The organism is Kitasatospora sp. NPDC004531 (assembly GCF_053602195.1).
This window is the reverse complement of sequence record NZ_JBSGDD010000018.1, coordinates 47,417-64,937: the sequence shown is the minus strand read 5'-3', so window position 1 is coordinate 64,937 and position 17,521 is coordinate 47,417. Positions and strand designations below refer to the sequence as shown.

The 17,521-nt window shown below is 75.9% G+C and carries 3 protein-coding genes; all 3 read right to left on the bottom strand.

Annotation, left to right across the window (positions count from 1 at the left end; genetic code table 11):
- Positions 1-81: 81 nt before the first annotated feature.
- The 3 genes from ACWEMJ_RS10975 to ACWEMJ_RS10965 are packed head-to-tail and all read right to left on the bottom strand — an operon-like array spanning position 82 to position 17,470.
- The gene (locus ACWEMJ_RS10975) at positions 82-294 is read right to left on the bottom strand and encodes an MbtH family protein (RefSeq protein WP_452136687.1); all 213 of its coding nucleotides are present in this window, start codon (positions 292-294) and stop codon (positions 82-84) included.
- On the bottom strand, positions 291-9,740 hold the full coding sequence (locus tag ACWEMJ_RS10970; RefSeq protein ID WP_452136686.1) for an amino acid adenylation domain-containing protein: 9,450 nt from the start codon (positions 9,738-9,740) through the stop codon (positions 291-293). The genes ACWEMJ_RS10975 and ACWEMJ_RS10970 overlap by 4 nt, the downstream gene beginning before the upstream one ends.
- Before the next feature lie 5 nt (positions 9,741-9,745).
- A complete protein-coding gene (locus ACWEMJ_RS10965) occupies positions 9,746-17,470 on the bottom strand; it encodes an amino acid adenylation domain-containing protein (RefSeq protein WP_452136685.1) in 7,725 nt (2,574 codons plus the stop codon).
- Positions 17,471-17,521: the final 51 nt, after the last annotated feature.

Here is a 17,521-nt window from a genome sequence, read left to right as displayed (position 1 = left end):
GGTGGTGTCTCCGGGCCACGGCCTGTGGCCTCCGGGCGCCGTCGCCGCGGACGGCGCCCGGTGTCGTGCTGTACGGGACGGCTAGCCGTTCATTGCCTCACGGAGGCTGCGCGGCCGCATGTCCGTCCAGTGGGTCTCCACGTAGTCGAGGCTCTCCGCCCTCGCGGCCGGGCCGAAGACGCTGCGCCAGCCGGCGGGCACCTCGGCGAACTCCGGCCACAGCGAGTGCTGGTCCTCGTCGTTGACCAGCACGTGGAAACGGCCGTCCTCGTCGTCGAACGGGTTCGTGCTCACTTGCGTCCTCCCTGGTCCTCTGCGGTCGGTCGGGTCACGGCGCCGCCCCGAAGGATCCGGTTGACGGAGCGGCTGATCTCGGCGGCGTTGCGCGGCCAGTACATCTCGTTGTGCGCGCAGGCGATGTCGATGCGGTGCACCCGCCCGTCGACGTGCGGCTGCCACAGCACGTCCAACTCCTCCTCGAGTTCCCGCTTGTCGTGCGTCTCGGGGTCGAGGAGCGCGTTGAAGAACACCAGGTCGCCGCGGAACCTCGGCGAGGTGAAGCGGCGCATCTGGTCCATCTGCTGCACGAAGATCGAGGAGGCGGTGGCGACCAGCGCCGGGTACTCCTCCATCCCCGCCAGGTGCCCCATGTAGTTGGCGAGGAAGCGGCGCACCACGGCCTCGTCCAGCGCCTCCAGGTCGGCGAAGTGGCCGGACGGCGCGGCGTCCAGCAGCGCCAGCAGCGCCACCTCGTGCCCGCGCCGCTGGAGTTCGGCGGCCATGGCGTGCGCCAGGGTGCCGCCGAAGGACCAGCCCAGCAGGTGGTAGGGCCCGGTCGGCTGGAGTTCCAGCAGCCGGCCGAGGTAGTCGTCGACCATCTCCTCGACGGAGCCCGCCGGCGGGGTGGTCCCGTCGAAGCCGCGGGCCTGGATGCCGTACAGCGGCCGGCCGGCCTCCAGGTGGCGGGCGAAGCCGAGGTACGGCCAGCTCAGCCCGCCGCCCGGCGGCAGGAACCACAGCGGCGGCCGGTCGCCCTCGGGGCGGATCGGCAGCAGCACGGCGAACGGGTCCTCGAACGCGGAGCCGGTGTCGGCGGACAGCTGCTCGGCGAGTTCGGCGACCGTCGGGTACTGGAACACGGTGCGGATCGGAACGTCCACGCCGAGCTTCTCGTGGATCCGCCAGACCAGGCGGGTCAGCCGCAGCGAGTGGCCGCCGCTGGCGAAGAAGTCGTCGTCGATGCCGATCCGGTCCAGGCCCAGCACCTCGGCGAACAGCGCGGCGAGTTCCTCCTCGCGCGGGGTGCGCGGGGCGCGGTGCTCGCCGCCGGTCGGGTTCGGGTCGGGCAGCGCGGCCCGGTCGACCTTGCCGTTCTCGGTGAGCGGCAGCCGGTCCAGGACGACGATGTCCGCCGGCATCATGAACTCCGGCAGCCGCCCGGCGAGGCGGTCGCGCAGCACCGATGGCAGCCGGGACGCGCGGCGGGACACCGCCGGCACGTTCGCCGGCCGGGCCGACGGCGCGCCCGCGGGACGGTAGAGGCCGTCGCAGCAGACCGCGTCGACGTCGGGCAGGACGGCCGCTTCGAAGCAGTCGCCGGCCCGGGCCGACCAGGTGCAGTACACGGCGAGCCCGCGCTCGGCGCCCCAGGCCTCCAGGGCGGCCGGGTCGAGGGTGCCGGCCAGCTCGGGCCGGGCGCCCCACTCGACGGCCGCGCCGGCGAGGCGCGCGTTGGGCACCCGGGTCAGCCGCAGCCGGCCGCCGTGCCGGGCCAACGCGGCCTCCAGGTCCGCGAGTTCGCGGACCTCCGCGCCCCACACCGCCTCCGGCAGGTCGCCGAGCGGCAGCGGTTCGGCCGGCGCCCGGTGCAGCACCACCTCGTAGCGGTGGCGGGTCAGCTCGTTGTGGAACGTCCCCTCCTTGAGGCGGATGTCGACGGCCACGGCGTCCGGGCGGGACTCCGCCCAGCGGGTGAAGAAGCCGGGGTCGACGACGAGTTCCTTCTCGCCGAGCACCGCGCGCTCCACGGCCGCCTGCACGGCCGCCGGGCCGTCCTCGGGCCGCCGGCAGCGGTGCACCTCGGCGGCGAACGCCCGCAGCGTGCGGTGGTTGCGGATGTCGCCGAGCACGACGCGCCCGCCGGGCGCGAGCCGCTCCATCGCCAGGTCGAGGACCCGGGTGAGGTAGTCGGCGTCCGGGAAGTACTGGACGACCGAGTTGAGGATCACCGTGTCGAAGTGCCCGGCGGGCAGGCCCTCGGCGTCGTCGGCGCCCTGGCAGCGCAGCGTCACCGACGCGGCCCGCAGCCGCGGGTCGGCGGCGACCTGCGCCCGCAGGCGCTCGACGACGGGCGCCGAGAAGTCGGTGCCCCAGTACTCCTCGGCGTCCGGGGCGAGCGGGCCGAGCAGCAGGCCGGAGCCGACGCCGATCTCCAGCACCCGGCGCGGCCGCAGCGACCGCACCCGCCGCAGCACGGCCTCGCGCCAGGAGCGCATCTCCTCCAGCGGGATCGGGCGGCCGGTGTAGGAGCTGTTCCAGCCGGTGAAGTCCTCGCCGACCGCGTCGGTGGCGACCTCCGTCCCGCTGTACATGGTGTCGTAGATCTCCCGCCACTCGCCGACCTGCTCGGCGGCGTCGTGGCCGCCGTCGGTCGCGCCGCCGGGCACCACGTAGGCCACCAGCCGGCGGTCGCCGAGCCGGTCCTGCCGGACGGCGACCACGGCGTTCGCCACGCCGTCCTGCTCGCGCAGCACCGCCTCCAGCTCGCCCGGCTCCACCCGGAAGCCGCGCAGCTTGATCTGGTCGTCGCCGCGGCCGACGTACTGCAGCCGGCCGGCGGCGTCCCAGCGGACCAGGTCGCCGGTGCGGTAGGCGCGCGCGCCGGGCACCCCGGACGGGTCGGGGACGAAGCGGGCGGCGGTCAGGCCCGGGCGGCCGGCGTACCCGCGGGCCACGCCGTCGCCGGCGACGTACAGCTCGCCGACCACGCCGGGCGGCACCGGCCGCAGCCGCTCGTCCAGGACGAGCAGGCGGCTGCCGTCCATCGGGGAGCCGATCGGCAGCGGGTCGGTGCACGCGGCGGCGGAGTCCACCCGGTGGCGGGTGGCGAAGGTGGTGGTCTCGGTCGGGCCGTAGCCGTTGACCACGCCCACCCCCGGGCAGGCGGCAAGGACCGCGCGCACGGCGGTCGGTGACAGCACGTCACCGCCGGCCCAGACCTCCCGCACCGACCGGAAGCAGTCGGCGTGCTGCTCGGCCATCACCGCGAACAGTCCGGCGGTCAGCCACAGCGCCGTCACCTCCCGCTCGGCGATCACCCGGGCGAGCTCCGCCGTGTCCGGCCGGCCGGCCCGGGCCACCACGGCCGTGCCGCCGCCGAGCAGCGGCACCCACATCTCGTACGTCGACGCGTCGAAGGTGTGCGGCGAGTGCAGCAGGACCCGGCGGTGCGCCCCGTTGGCGAAGCAGCCGTCCAGCGCGAGGTCGACGACGTTGCGGTGGGTCGCCTCCACGCCCTTGGGGCGGCCGGTGGAGCCGGAGGTGTACATCACGTAGGCGACGGAGTGCTCACCGACGCCGGTGGGCCCGGGCGGCGTGTCGGGCAGCGCGTCCAGGTCCAGCCCGGCGAGGCCCTCGTCGGCGACCACCGCCGGGGCGAGGTCCGCGAGCTGGAACTCGATCCGCTCCGCCGGGTGGGTCGGGTCGACCGGCACGTAGGCGGCGCCCGCCTTGAGGACGCCGAGGACGGCGGCGACCAGCAGCGGCGAACGCTCCAGGACCAGCGCGACCCGGCCGTCCGGGCCCGCGCCGAGAGCGGCGAAGTGGTGCGCCAGGCGGTTGGACCAGCGGTCCAGCTCCGCGTACGTCCAGCTCCGCGTGCCGTCCGCGGAGAGCAGCGCCACGGCGTCCGGGTCGGCGGCGACCGAGGCGGCGAAGCGCTCGGGCAGGGTGCCGGCCGCGAAGTCCCCGCCCCGGCCCGCGCCGCCCCAGCCGTGCAGCGCCGCCCGCTCGTCCTCGGCCAGCACCGCGAGCGACCCGAGGGGCAGCCCGGGCGCGGCGACCACCTGGCGCAGGACGTGCAGCCAGCGGTCGAGCAGCGTCCGCACCGTGCCCTCGTCGAAGAGCTCGGTGGCGTACTCGGCGAAGCCGTCGAGGCGGGCCGGCGCGTCCGGCTCGTCGTGCTCGGTGACGCTGACGAACAGGTCGAACCGGGCGGTGCCCAGCGCGAACGGCTCCTCGGTGACGGTCAGGCCGGCCAGCCGGAACTCCGGCCGGGTGTTGTTCTGCATCGCCAGGCACACCTGGAACAGCGGGTGGTGGGCGGGCGAACGGACCGGGTTCAGCACCTCCACCAGGTGCTCGAACGGAATGTCCTGGTGGTCGTAGGCGGCGAGGCTGCTCTCCCGGACCCGGCCGAGCAGCTCCGCGAACGACGGGTCGCCGGAGGTGTCCGCGCGCAGCACCCAGGTGTTGACGAAGAAGCCGACCAGCCGACCCAGCGCCTCGTCGGTGCGCCCGGCGATGGGCGCGCCGATCGGCACGTCCGTGCCCGCGCCGAGCCGGGTGAGCAGCGCGGCCAGCGCCGCCTGCAGCACCATCGACACCGTGCTGCCGGTCTCCCGCGCCAACCGGCGTACGCCTTCGGTCAGTTCGGCGTCGAACGCGAGCGGCACCGTGTCGCCGGCGTACGAGGCCACGGCGGGCCTGGGCCGGTCGGCGGGCGCGGTGACGGTCTCCGGCAGGTCGGCCAGCTCGGTCGTCCAGTAGTCCAGCTGCCGCCGGTACAGGCTGCCCGGGGCGTCGCTGTCGCCCAGCAGCTCCCGCTGCCAGAGCGTGTAGTCGGCGTACTGCACCGGCAGCGGCTCCCAGTCGGGCGCCCGGCCCTCGCGGCGGGCCCGGTAGGCGGCCGTGAGGTCCTGGGCGAGCGGGAGGGCGGACCAGCCGTCGGCGGCGATGTGGTGCGCGCCGATCAGGAGCACCGCCTCCTGCTCGCCGGTGCGCAGCAGCCAGGAGCGGAACGGGATCTCCGCGTCCAGCCGGAACGGCCGGCCGGCGGCCTCGCGCAGCACCTCGGGCAACTCGGCCTCGGTGACCGCGAGTTCCTCCCACGGCACCTCGACCACGGCCGGTTCCAGGATCCGCTGGTAGGGCTGGCCGTCGGCCTCGCCGAACACGGTGCGCAGCGACTCGTGCCGGACCACGACGTCGTGGACGGCGCGGCGCAGCGCGGCCGGGTCGAGCTCGCCGCGCATCCGCAGCGCCAGCGCCACGTTGTAGGTCGCGGACGGGCCCTCGAAGCGGTCGATGAACCACAGGCGCTGCTGGGCGTAGGACAGCGGCAGCCGTTCGGGCCGCTCCTGCGGGCGCAGCGGCGGGCGGACCAGGTTCAGGGCGCTCAGGTGGGCGGCCAGTTCGGCGACGGTCGGCGACTGGAAGACCACCCGGATCGGGATCTCCACGCCGTGCTCGGCGCGGATCCGGCTGACCAGGCGGGTGGCGAGCAGCGAGTGGCCGCCGACGGTGAAGAAGTTGTCGTCCACGCCGACCCGGTCGAGGCCGAGGACCGCCGCGAACAGCGCGCACAGCGACTCCTCCTCCGGCGTGCCGGGGGCCCGGCCGCCGCCGGAGGCGTAGTCCGGCACCGGCAGGGCGCGCCGGTCGGGCTTGCCGTTGTCGGTCAGCGGCACGGCGGCGATCGGCACGATCGCGGACGGGACCATGTACTCGGGCAGCGCCTCCCGCAGGTGGGCGCGCAGCTCCGGCAGCAGCGCCGTGACGGCGGCGGCCAGGGCCGGGGCGTTCGCGGTGGCGCGTCCGTCGGCGGCGGGCAGGTAGCCGCCGGTGAGGGCGGCGCCGGCCGCCGGGCCGTCGCACAGCACGAGCACGTCGAGCAGGTCGACGGCGTCCGCAGACCAGGTCGGCACCGCGTCCCAGCCGTGGCCGGCCGCCCAGGCGCGGAGCCCGGCGGGGTCGAGCGGCGGCTGCTCGGGGGCGGGGGAGTCCTCCAGGCCCAGGGCGCGGGCCGCGGCGGCCTCCTCGGTGAGGCGGGCGTTCGGGACGCCGGTGACCCGCACGGCCGCGGCGCCGTGCTCGCGGATCCGCTCGGCCAGCCGGTCGAGGTCGCCCTCCCAGGCCAGCGCCGGGACGCCGCCGAGCGGCCGCGGGGCCGCGCCGCCCGGCTTGTGCAGCACCACCTCGTAGCGGTGCCGGGTCAGCTCGTTGTGCGGGGAGCCGTCCTTGACGCGGACGTCCACGCCGGCCGCGCCGGCCTGCTCCGCCCAGTGCAGGAACCACTCGGGGTCGAGCACCAGCTCCTTCTCCAGCAGCACGGCCTGGTCGACCGCGGTCCGCAGCACGGCCGGCGCCGCGTCGGGGTGCCGGGTCCGCTGCACGCCGCTCTGCAGGGTGCGCAGCGAGGACAGCCGCCGGACGTCGCCGAGGACGATCCGGCCGCCCGGCGCGAGCAGCGACCAGGCGCCGTCGAGCACCCGGGCGAGGTAGTCGGCGTCCGGGAAGTACTGGGCGACGGAGTTGAGCAGCACGGTGTCGAAGCCGCCGGGCAGCCCGGTGAGGTCGTCGGCGGGCTGCCGGCGCAGCCGGACCCGGTCGGCCAGGCCGGCCCCGGCGACCTGCTCGCCGAGCCGGTCGATCACGGTCCGGGAGAAGTCGGTGGCCCAGTACTCGCCCACCCGGCCGGCCAGCCGCGCGAGCAGCAGGCCGGTGCCGACGCCGAGTTCGAGGACGCGCTCGGGCGACCCGCACAGGACGCGTTCCACGGCGGCGTCGCGCCAGGCCCGCATCTCGTCGAGCGGGATCGGCTCGCCGGTGTAGGAGCTGTTCCAGCCGGTGAAGTCCTCGCCGAAGCCGTGCCCGCCGTCCTGCGCGTACGCCTGGTCGTAGACCTCCTGCCACTCGCCGACCTGCTCGTCGGAGGCGGCGGCGTCGACCGCGGCGGTGTCGGCGGGCTGCAGGACAGCGGTGTCGGGGACGACGTAGGCGACCAGCCGAAGGTCGCCGGGCCGGTCCTCGCGGGCGGTGACGATGGCCTGCCGGACGGCCGTGTGCTGGACCAGGGCGTGCTCGATCTCGCCGGGCTCGACCCGGAAGCCGCGCAGCTTGACCTGGTTGTCGGCGCGGCCGAGGAAGCACAGGTTGCCGTCGGGGAAGTACGTGGCGCGGTCGCCGGTGCGGTACAGCCGGTCGCCGTCCCGGACGCCGAACGGGTCGCGGACGAAACGCTCGGCGTTCAGCTCGGGCCGGTTGACGTAGCCGACGCACAGGCAGTCGCCGCCGATGTACAGGTCGCCCTCCACCCCGACCGGGCACGGCTCCATGTCCTCGTCGAGGACGTAGTAGCGGGCGTTGTCGATGGGCTTGCCGTACGGGATGCTGCGCCACGCCGGGTCGATCTCCCGGACCCGGTAGTAGTTGGACCACACCGTGGCCTCGGTGGCGCCGCCCAGGCTGACGATCTCCGCGCCGGTGAACACCCGGCGGACCTCGTCCGGCAGCGACAGCGGCGTGTAGTCGCCGGACAGGAACACCAGCCGCAGCCGGTCGGCGCCCGGGAACTCGCGGTCCTCGCCGAGCAGCGAGGCGACCTGGTTGAGGGTGGTCGGCACCGAGTCCCAGTAGGTGATCGGCTCGGTGAGCAGCAGGTCCAGCAGCAGCTGCGGGTCGCGCTGCTGGACGGCGTCGGCGATGTACACGCCGCCGCCGCAGCCGAGCAGCCCGAAGATGTCGAAGACGGACAGGTCGAAGCCGAGCGAGGTGACGCACAGCACGACGTCGTCGGGGCCGAACGCGAAGGTCCGGTAGCACCAGTCGAGCAGGTTGTGCACCGGCCGGTGGGTGACGGCGACGCCCTTGGGCTTCCCGGTGCTGCCGGAGGTGAAGATGATGTACGCCGTGCTGTCGGGGCCGGCCACCGGCTGCGGGTCGTGGTCGGGGCCGGGCGCGTCGGCGTCGGCGAGCTCGACCGGGGCGACGCCGTCCGGCAGCGCCCAGCGCTCGGTGTCGGGGACGGTCACCACCAGCGAGCAGCCGGCGTCGGCGAGCATGCCGGCCACCCGGTCGGCGGGCAGCGCGAGCTCCAGCGGCAGGTAGGCGCCGCCCGCCTTGAGCACGCCCAGGACGGCGGCGACCATGACCGGGCCGCGCGGGACGCCGACGCCCACCACGGTCTCCGGGCCGACGCCGCGGTCCTTCAGGTCCCAGGCGATGCGGTTCGCCCACCGGTTCAGCTCGCCGTAGCTCATGGTGCCGCCGGCCCAGCGCAGCGCCGTGGCCCCGGGGCGGAGCGCGGCCTGCCGCTCGAACAGCAGGTGGACCGGGCCGGGGCAGTCGACCTGGCGGGCGGTGTCGTTCCACTCGACCAGGATCTTCCGGCGTTCGGCGGCGTCCGGGGCGGCGCCGGACGCCGCCGCGTCCGCGCCGCCGACGGTGGTCGCCGGGTCGGTGACGACCTCCTCGACGACGGCCGCGAAGCGGGCCGCGATGTCCTCCACCGTGGCGCGGTCGAACAGCTCGGTGGCGTACTCGATCTCGCCGACGACCGTCCCGGCGTCGTCGTCCGGCGCCAGGTTGAAGAACAGGTCGAACTTGGCGCTGTTGGTGGGCAGCGGCTCCATCGTCACGGTCACACCCGGCAGGTCCAGCCGCGGCGGGGTGTTGTTCTGCCAGGCCAGCACGGTCTGGAACAGCGGGTGGTGCGCGGTCGAGCGCTCCGGCCGCAGCAGCTCCACCAGCCGTTCGAACGGCACGTCCTGGTGGTCGTAGGCGGCGAGCGCCTTCTTGCGGACCTGCTCCAGCACCCAGTCGAAGGACCGGTCGGCGGTCAGGTCGACCCGCAGCGTCCAGGTGTTGACGAAGAACCCGACCAGGTCGCCGAGGGCCTCCTCGGTGCGGCCGGCGATCGGCGAGCCGACCGTCACGTCCTTGGCGCCGCTCAGCCGGTGCAGCAGCACCACCAGGGCGGCCTGCAGCACCATCGCGGTGGTGGCGCCGGTGGCGTGCGTCAGACTCTCCACCCGGGCGCGCAGCTCGGCGGGCAGGCCGACCGGGACGGATCCGCCGCGGAAGCTCGCCACCGCGGGGCGGGGCCGGTCCAGCGGCAGCGGGAGGGGCTTGGCGATGCCCTCCAACTCCGCGCGCCAGTAGGCGCTCTGCACCGACACGACGCTGTCCGGGTCGGTCTCGTCGCCGAGCATCTCCTGCTGCCACAGGGCGTAGTCGGCGTACTGGACGGGCAGTTCGGGCCAGTCCGGCGCGGCGCCGGCGACCCGGGCCCGGTACGCCGTCGAGACGTCGCGGGCCAGCGGGTCCAGCGAGCCGCCGTCGCCGGCGATGTGGTGGATCACCAGGACGACGAGGTACTCCTCGTCGCCGGTCTGCAGGACGCAGCCGCGCAGCGGCACGTCCGTCGACAGGTCGAACCAGCTGCCGGTCACCGACGCGATCACGCCGGGCACCCGGTCGGCGGCGACCCGGCCCCACTCCTTCCAGGGCAGTCGGATCCCGGCCGGGTCGAGGACCCGCTGGTAGGGCTGGCCGTCGCTCTCGCCGAAGACCGTCCGCAGGACTTCGTGGCGGACCATCACGTCGTGGAACGCCGCCCGCAGCGCGGCCAGGTCGAGCGGGCCGCGGCACCGCAGCAGCAGCGGGATGTTGTAGGTGGCGGAGGGGCCTTCGAAGCGGTTGATGAACCACATCCGCCGCTGCGCGTACGACAGGGGGAGCACGTGTCCTACCTTTCGGTCATTCTCCGCAGGGGCTTTCGGGTGGAGGCCGCCATCTCGTGCCAGCGATCGGTCAGCTCGGCGACGGTGGGGGCGGTGAACAGCAGTTGCATCGGGATGTCCACGCCCAGTTCGGCGCGGGCCCGGGCGACCAGGCGGGTGGCCGTCAGCGAGTGCCCGCCCAGGGCGAAGAAGTCGTCGTCGACACCGACCCGCTCGACGTCCAGCACTTCGGCGAACAGCTCGCACAGCGTCCGCTCGCGGGGCGAACGGGGCGCCCGGTACTCGTCGCCGCCGTAGTCCGGGGGGCGCAGCGCGGAGCGGTCGAGTTTGCCGTTGGGGGTCAGGGGGAGTTCCGTGAGCGTCACGAACGCGGCCGGGACCATGTAGGCCGGCAGCCGGTCCCTGACCGTCTCGCGCAGCAGCTCCGCGGTGGGCGGCTCGGCGCCGTCGGCGGGGACCACGTAGGCCACCAGCCGCAGGTCGCCGGGCACGTCCTCGCGGGCGATCACGGCGGCCCGGTGGACCGCCGGGTGGCGGGTCAGGACGTGCTCGATCTCGCCGGGCTCGATCCGGAAGCCGCGCAGCTTGACCTGGTGGTCGGAGCGGCCGAGGTACTCGACCTCGCCGTCGGCGGTCCACCGGGCGAGGTCGCCGCTGCGGTACATCCGGCTGCCCGGCGGCCCGTACGGGCAGGCCGTGAAGCGTTCCGCGGTCAGGCCGGGCCGGTCGTGGTAGCCGCGGGCCAGGCCCTCGCCGGCGATCCACAGGTCGCCGGTCGCGCCGGGCGGCACCGGGCGCAGCGCGTGGTCGAGCAGCAGGATCCGGGTGCCGGCGACCGGGCGGCCGACCGCGGGCGGCATGCCGGAGCGGCCGGGGACCGGCCGGGCGGCGGTGGCGTAGACGGTGGTCTCGGTCGGGCCGTAGAGGTTGGTGACCTCCGCGGCGTGCTTGCACAGGGTCTCGGCGAGGGCCGGCGGCAGGGCCTCGCCGGTGGAGATCACCCGCAGTCCGGTCAGGCAGCTCGGCGCGTGGGCGACCAGGCTCTGCCAGAGCGCGGGGGTGGCCTGCATGACGGTGATCCCGTGCTGTTCGACCAGGTCGAGCAGGGCGGCGGGCCGCACCAGGTCGTCCTTGCCGGCCAGCACCACCCGGCCGCCGGCGAGCAGCGGCAGGAAGAGCTCCAGCGCGGCGATGTCGAACGCGACGGTGGCGCAGGCCAGCAGCCGGTCCGCCGGCGTCAGGGCGAACCGTTCCCGCAGGCCGGTCAGCAGGACCGCCAGCGCGCCGTGCCGGACCACCACGCCCTTGGGCGTGCCGGTCGAGCCCGAGGTGTAGATGACGTACGCGGCGTGCTCGGCGCCCACCACCGCGCCCGGCCCGGCGGCAGGGTGTTCGGACGCGTCGGACAGGTCCACCCCCGCCAGCCGCTCCGCGTCCAGGACCAGCACCGGAGCGCTGTCCTCGACCACCGCCCGCACCCGGGCCGCCGGGTACTCCGGGTCCACCGGCACGTACGCGCCGCCGGCCTTCCACACCGCCAGCAGCGCCACCAGCAGATCGGTCGAGCGCGGCAGCAGCACCACCACCCGCGACTCCGGGCCGACACCCTGCCCGGCCAGCCAGTGCGCCAGCCGGCCCGAGCGCTCGTCCAGCTCCCGGTACGTCAACCGGTGGCCGCGGAACTCGACGCCGACCGCGTCCGGCGTCGCCGCCAGGCACTCGGCCAGCAGCTCGGGGACGGTCCGCCCGGGCGGCGGGACGGCCGTGTCGTTCCAGCCGTGCAGCACCTGCTCGCGCTCCGCGTCGGACAGCACGTCGAGCGCGGCGACGGTGGGCCGCCCGCCCGCCGCGAACTGCCGCAGCACCCGCGCCAGCCGGTCGGCGAGCGCCGCCACGGCGCTCCGCTCGAACACCTCGCGCCGGTACTGGAAGGAGATCCGCAGCAGCGGGTCGGCCGCCGCGATCACCGTCAGCGGGTAGTGCGGCGGGGCGTACGGGCGGATGCCCGTCACCACCGGGCCCGCGGCCGGGCGGTGCGAGCGGTCCACCGGGAAGGACTCGAAGACCACCAGCGTGTCGAACAGCGCGCCGAGCCCGGTCGTCCGCCGGATGTCGGCGAGCCCCAGGTGGTCGTGGTCCAGCAGCCGCGCCCGGGCGTCCTGCAGCCGGCCGAGCACCTCCGGGACGGCCTCGCCGACGGCGCACCGCACCCGCACCGGCAGCGTGTTGATGAACAGGCCGACCATGCCGTCCGCGCCGTCCAGCGTCGCGGGCCGGCCCGACACCGTGGCGCCGAACAGCACGTCGTCGCGGCCGGTGAGCTGCGCCAGCACCATCGCCCACGCGCCCTGCACCAGGGTGTTCGGGGTGACGCCCCACTCCGCGGCGCGGCGCGCCAGCCGGGTGGCGTCCTCGCCGTCGAGCGGCACGTCGAGCTGACCGCTGCCGGCCCCGGGCGCCTCGGGCACCGCGGCGGCCAGCAGGGTCGGCTCCGCGACCCCGGCCAGCTCCTCGGCCCAGGCGCCGGCGGACCGCGCCGCGTCCTGCTCCGACAGCCAGGCCAGGAAGTCCCGGTAGCCGTGCGGGCGCGCCGGCAGCGGGCCGTCGGCCGCGTACAGCTCCAGCAGCTCGCGTGCGATCAGCGGCACCGACCAGCCGTCGAGCAGCACGTGGTGGGCGGTGAGCGCCAGTTCGCCGCGGTCGGGGCCGAGGGTGACCAGGGTCAGCCGCAGCAGCGGCGGCCGGTCGGTGGCGAAGCGGGTCTCCCGTTCCTCGACCAGCAGCTCCTCCAGCCGGGCGGCGCGGTCCACCTCGCCGGTCAGGTCCAGGTGCCGCCAGGGCAGCACGACGTCCTCGACCACGACCTGCCGGGGCTCGCCGTTCGCGCCCGCGGCGAACGCCACCCGCAGGTTCGGGTGCCGGTCGAGCAGCGCCTGGCCCGCGGCCCGCAGCCGGGACGGGTCGAGGGGGCCGTCGAGCCGGAACACGAACTGGGTCTGGTAGTCCTCGGACGCGCTGCGCGCCAGCATCGTGTGGTACAGCAGGCCGTGCTGCAGCGGAGTGAGCGGCCACACGTCGCCGATGGGCCCGAACTGCCGCTGCCAGCCGTCCAGTTCGGCCTGCGAGACGGAGACCAGCGGCACGTCGGAGGGCGTCGGTCCGCGCCCGCCCGCCGCGATCAGGTCGCGCAGGCCGCGCAGCGCGGCGCACCAGCTGTCGGCCAGCGCGCGGACCTGGTCGGCCGTCAGCACGCCGGTGGCGAAGGTGAACAGGGCGGTCAGCCGGGCGTCCTCGCCGGCGCCCGTCACCAGGGCGTTCAGTTCGAGCGCGCTGGGCGCCGGCATGTCCGGGGCGGGCGCGGCGACCAGCTCGGGCCACTCGGGCGCGGGTGTCCAGCCGTCGCCCCGGCCGTCGAAGGAGAACCGGCCGAGGAAGTTGAAGCCGATGTCCTCCGCCGGGAAGGGCCGCAGCCGCGCCGCGGTGTCCTCGTTGAGGTAGCGCAGCAGGGTGTAGCCGATCCCCCGGTCGGGCAGGGCGCGCCGCTGCTCCTTCACCCGTTTCAGGGCGTCGCCGGCGGCCGGGCCGCCGGCGAGGGCGGCGTCGACGTCCACTCCGGCGAGGTCGAGGCGGACGGGGGCGACGGTGGTGAACCAGCCGGCCGTGCGGGACAGGTCCGCGCCCGGCACCAGCTCCTCCTGCCGGCCGTGCCCCTCCACCCGGACCACGGTCGCGCCGTCCGTGACGCCGCGCCGCCGGTGGGCCAGGGCGAGGACGAGCGCGGTGAGCAGGACGTCGTCGGCGCCGCTGCGGTAGGCCGCCGGGACGGCCGTCAGGATCGCGTCGGTGAGGTCGGCGGGGAGCTCGACGCGGACGGTGTCGGTGCCGGAGGCGAGGTCCCGCGCGGGGTCGAGCGGCCGGGAGCCGACCGGGGCGACGGGGGACGCCAGCAGCTCCTGCCAGAGCGTCACCTCCGCCGCCCGCCCGGGGCGGGCCGCCTCGTCGCCGAGCGCGCGCAGCCAGCGGCGCAGCGAGGTCCCGACCGGCGGCAGTTCGGGCGTGCGGCCCTCCCGGACCCGGCCCCAGGCGTCGGCCAGGTCGGAGAGCAGCACCCGCCAGGACAGCCCGTCGACGACCAGGTGGTGGGCGGCGACCAGCAGCCGCCCGGGCGCGTCCCCGGCGGCGCGGAACCAGACCGGCCGGAGCATCCGCCCGGCCCGGGCGTCGATCAGCCCGGTGGCGGCGGCGGCCTCGGCGCGCAGCAGGTCCTGCCAGGCCTCGCCGTCCAGGTCGCCGGGGCGGTCGACGACGCGGTCGAGGAGGGCGGCGGCGTCGACGCTGCCGGCCGGCAGCACCAGCAGGCCGTCGTCGGTCAGCCGGGAGCGCAGCACGTCGTGCCGGTCCAGGACGGCGCCCAGGGTGGCGGTGAGGCCGGGGAGGTCGATCCCGGCGGGCAGTTCCAGCACCAGCCACTGGGCGAGGCGGTCCAGGCCGGGGCCCCGCTCCGCGTACACCCGGGCCATCGGCGGCAGCGGCAGCAGGCCGACGCCCCCGCCCGCGAGCTCCTCGACGGCCGCCGGGGCGGTGTCGCGGGCCGCGGCCCGGGCGAGCGCGGCGACGGTGCGGCACTCGAACACGGTGCGCGGGCCGAGCAGCAGGCCGCCGGCCCGGGCCCGGGCCACCACCTGGATCGCCCGGATGCTGTCGCCGCCCAGGGCGAAGAAGTCGTCGTCGACGCCGATCCGCCGCACGCCGAGCACCTCGGCGAACGCGGCCGCCAGCAGGCGCTCCTCGGCGGTCCGGGGCGGCCGGTGGGCGCGGCCGGTGAGCTCCGGCTCCGGCAGCGCGGCCCGGTCGAGCTTGCCGTTGGCGGACAGCGGCAGCCGGTCCAGCGCGACGAAGACGGCGGGCACCAGGTGGGCGGGCAGCCGGGTCGCGGCGAAGCCGCGCAGTTCGGCGATGTCCAGGCCGGCGTGCAGGTCCCACTCGCCGGAGCGGTCCGGGACGACGTAGGCGACCAGCTGCGCGGCCGCGTCGGCGCCCCGGCCGGGCCGGGCGAGGACGGCCGCCCGGAGCACCCCGGGGTGCTCGGTCAGGGTGTCCTCGATCTCCTGGGGTTCGACCCGGAAGCCGCGGATCTTCACCTGCTGGTCGGCGCGCCCGGCGAACTCCAGTTCGCCCTCGGCGTTCCAGCGGGCCAGGTCGCCGGTGCGGTACATGCGTTGTCCGGGCTCCCCGAACGGGCAGGCCACGAAGCGCTCCGCGGTCAGCGCGGGGCGGCCGTGGTAGCCGCGGGCGAGCCCGGTGCCCGCGATGTACAGGTCGCCGAGGACGCCGGGCGGCACCGGCCGCAGCCGCTCGTCCAGGACGTACAGCTGCGTGTTCCGGATGGGCCTGCCGATCGGGACGGTCCGCGTGCCGGGCCGGTACTGCCAGGCGGTGACGTCGACGGCGGCCTCGGTCGGCCCGTACAGGTTGTGCAGCGGCACGCCGAAGACGCGGTGGAACCGGGCGGCCAGCTCCGCGGGGAGCGCCTCGCCGCTGCACACGACGCGGCGCAGCGCCGTGCAGGCGGCGGCCCGCCGCTCGGTGACGAACTCGGCCAGCATCGACGGGACGAAGTGCGCGGTGGTGACGCCGGCCCGCTCGATCAGCTCCGCCAGGTAGTCCGGGTCGCGGTGCCCGTCGGGCCGGGCGACGACCAGGGTGGCGCCGGTGATCAGCGGCCAGAAGAACTCCCAGACGGACACGTCGAAGGAGGCGGAGGTCTTCTGCAGGACCCGGTCGGAGCCGTCCAGCCGGAGGTGGTCCTGCATCCAGCGCAGCCGGTTGACGATCGCCTCGTGGGTGATGACCGTGCCCTTGGGGCGTCCGGTCGAGCCCGAGGTGTAGATCATGTACGCGGGGTGCTCGGGCCGGTGCGGGGCGAGCAGCACGGGCCCCTCGCCGAGCGGGAGTTCGTCGACCAGCAGCCGCGGGAGGTCGGTCGGGGGCAGCCGGTCGGCGGTGCCCCCGACGGTCAGCAGCAGGGCCGGCGCGGCGTCGGCGAGCATGAAGGCGGTCCGGGCGGCGGGGTAGTCCGGGTCGACGGGGACGTACGCCGCGCCCGCCCGCAGCACGGCGACCAGGGCGACGACCAGCTCCGGCGAGCGCGGCACCGCGACGGCGACCAGGCGTTCCGGACCGGCGCCGTGCCCGGCCAGCAGGTGGGCCAGCCGGCCGGAGCGCTCGGCCAGTTCGCGGTAGGTCAGCGCGGTGTCCTCGAAGGTCACCGCGACGGCGTCGGGGGTGGCGAGGGCCTGCCGGTCGAGCAGGTCGGTCAGGGTGGCGGGCGGCGCGTCGACGGCGTCCCCGGCGCAGTGCGCGAGCAGCGTGCGGCGCTCGTCCGGGTCGAGGGCGGAGACCGTGCCGACGGGGGTGCGCGGGTCGGCCATGGCCGTCCGCAGGAAGGTGGTGAAGCGGGCGGCGAGCCCGGCGAGGTCCTGCTCGTCGTAGTCCGCGCGCGGCGCGTCGAAGCGCACGTACAGGTCGCTGTCGGGGGTGCCGTCGGTGTAGACGCACACCATCACCTCGTCGATCATGCCGAAGGTGCCGCCGGCGAAGCGGCCGGTGGCGCCCGCCAGGTCGAGCGCCCGCACGGCGGGCAGCACGTTGACGACGGCGCCGAACGGGCTGCGGGTGTCGGCGGTGCGGCCGCCGGCCCGCTTGATCAGGGAGATGTCGTGCCGGGCGTGCCGCAGCACCCGGCGGCGGTCCTCGGCGAGCGACGCGGCGAGCCGCACGAAGTCCGCGTCGGGGTCGACCCGGACGCGCAGCGGCACCCGGTTGGAGAGCAGCCCGAGGGAGTGCCGCAGCGCGCCGACGCGGTGGTTGACGGTGATGGTCAGCAGCTGCTCGGACCGGCCGCACATGTGCCGCAGGAACGCGGTCGCGGCGGCGGTGATCAGATCGGGCACCGAGGTCCCGGTCGCGGCGGACGTCAGGTCCCAGGCGGCGCGTTCGGCGGCGGGGACGGTCACCGTGCGGGTGACCAGGTGCTGCGGCGCGGTGAGGCCGTCCCAGTACCCGGCCTCGGCGGCGGGCGCGCCGGCGGCCGGGCGGACGCCGGTGGGCAGCGCGGCGGCGGGCAGGTCGCCGGCCAGGTAGTCGCGCCAGAACCGTTCGGCGTCGGCGAACCGGGCCGACGCCCGGTAGGCGGCGTCCTTCGCCGCCGCGGTCCGCGGCGGGTTCAGCCGGGCCGCCGGCACCGGGGCGCCGGCGGCCAGCGCGCGGTGGATCTCGGCGATCCGCCCGGACAGCAGGGTGAGGACGCCGAACGCGTCGGTCAGGACGTGGTGGAAGACCAGCACGAGCAGGTGGCGGCGGGGGGCGAGCCGGATCGTGCCGATCCGCAGCAGCGGCTCCCGCGCCGGGTCGAAGGGGCGGCGCACCAGGTCGGCGACGATCGCGCGGGCCGCGTCGGCGGGGTCGGCGCGGTGGCCGACGTCCGCCCGGAACGGCTCCCACGCCGAGAGGTCCCGGGCGAGGGGCCGCAGCCCGTCCTCGTCGCGGAGGAAGGCCACCTGCAGGGCCTCGGCCTCCGCGACCGCGGTCCTGAGGGCGGTGGCGAGCAGGCCGGTGTCCAGGTCGCCGTCGATGTCCCACAGAGTGGCCACGTTGTTCGGTGCGTCCGGAGTGAATTCCTGCGCGAGCCACATGGCTTCCTGCGCGGATGTGACGTCGGTACAACCCATCCCGAAGCCCCCCACAATGACGGTCTCCCAGCAACACGGTCTTTCGCCGCA

What these genes read in the sequence shown, in the direction of transcription:
- ACWEMJ_RS10965 (WP_452136685.1), bottom strand. Translation starts at nt 17,470, where the DNA reads ATGGGTTGTACCGACGTCACATCCGCGCAGGAAGCCATGTGGCTCGCG.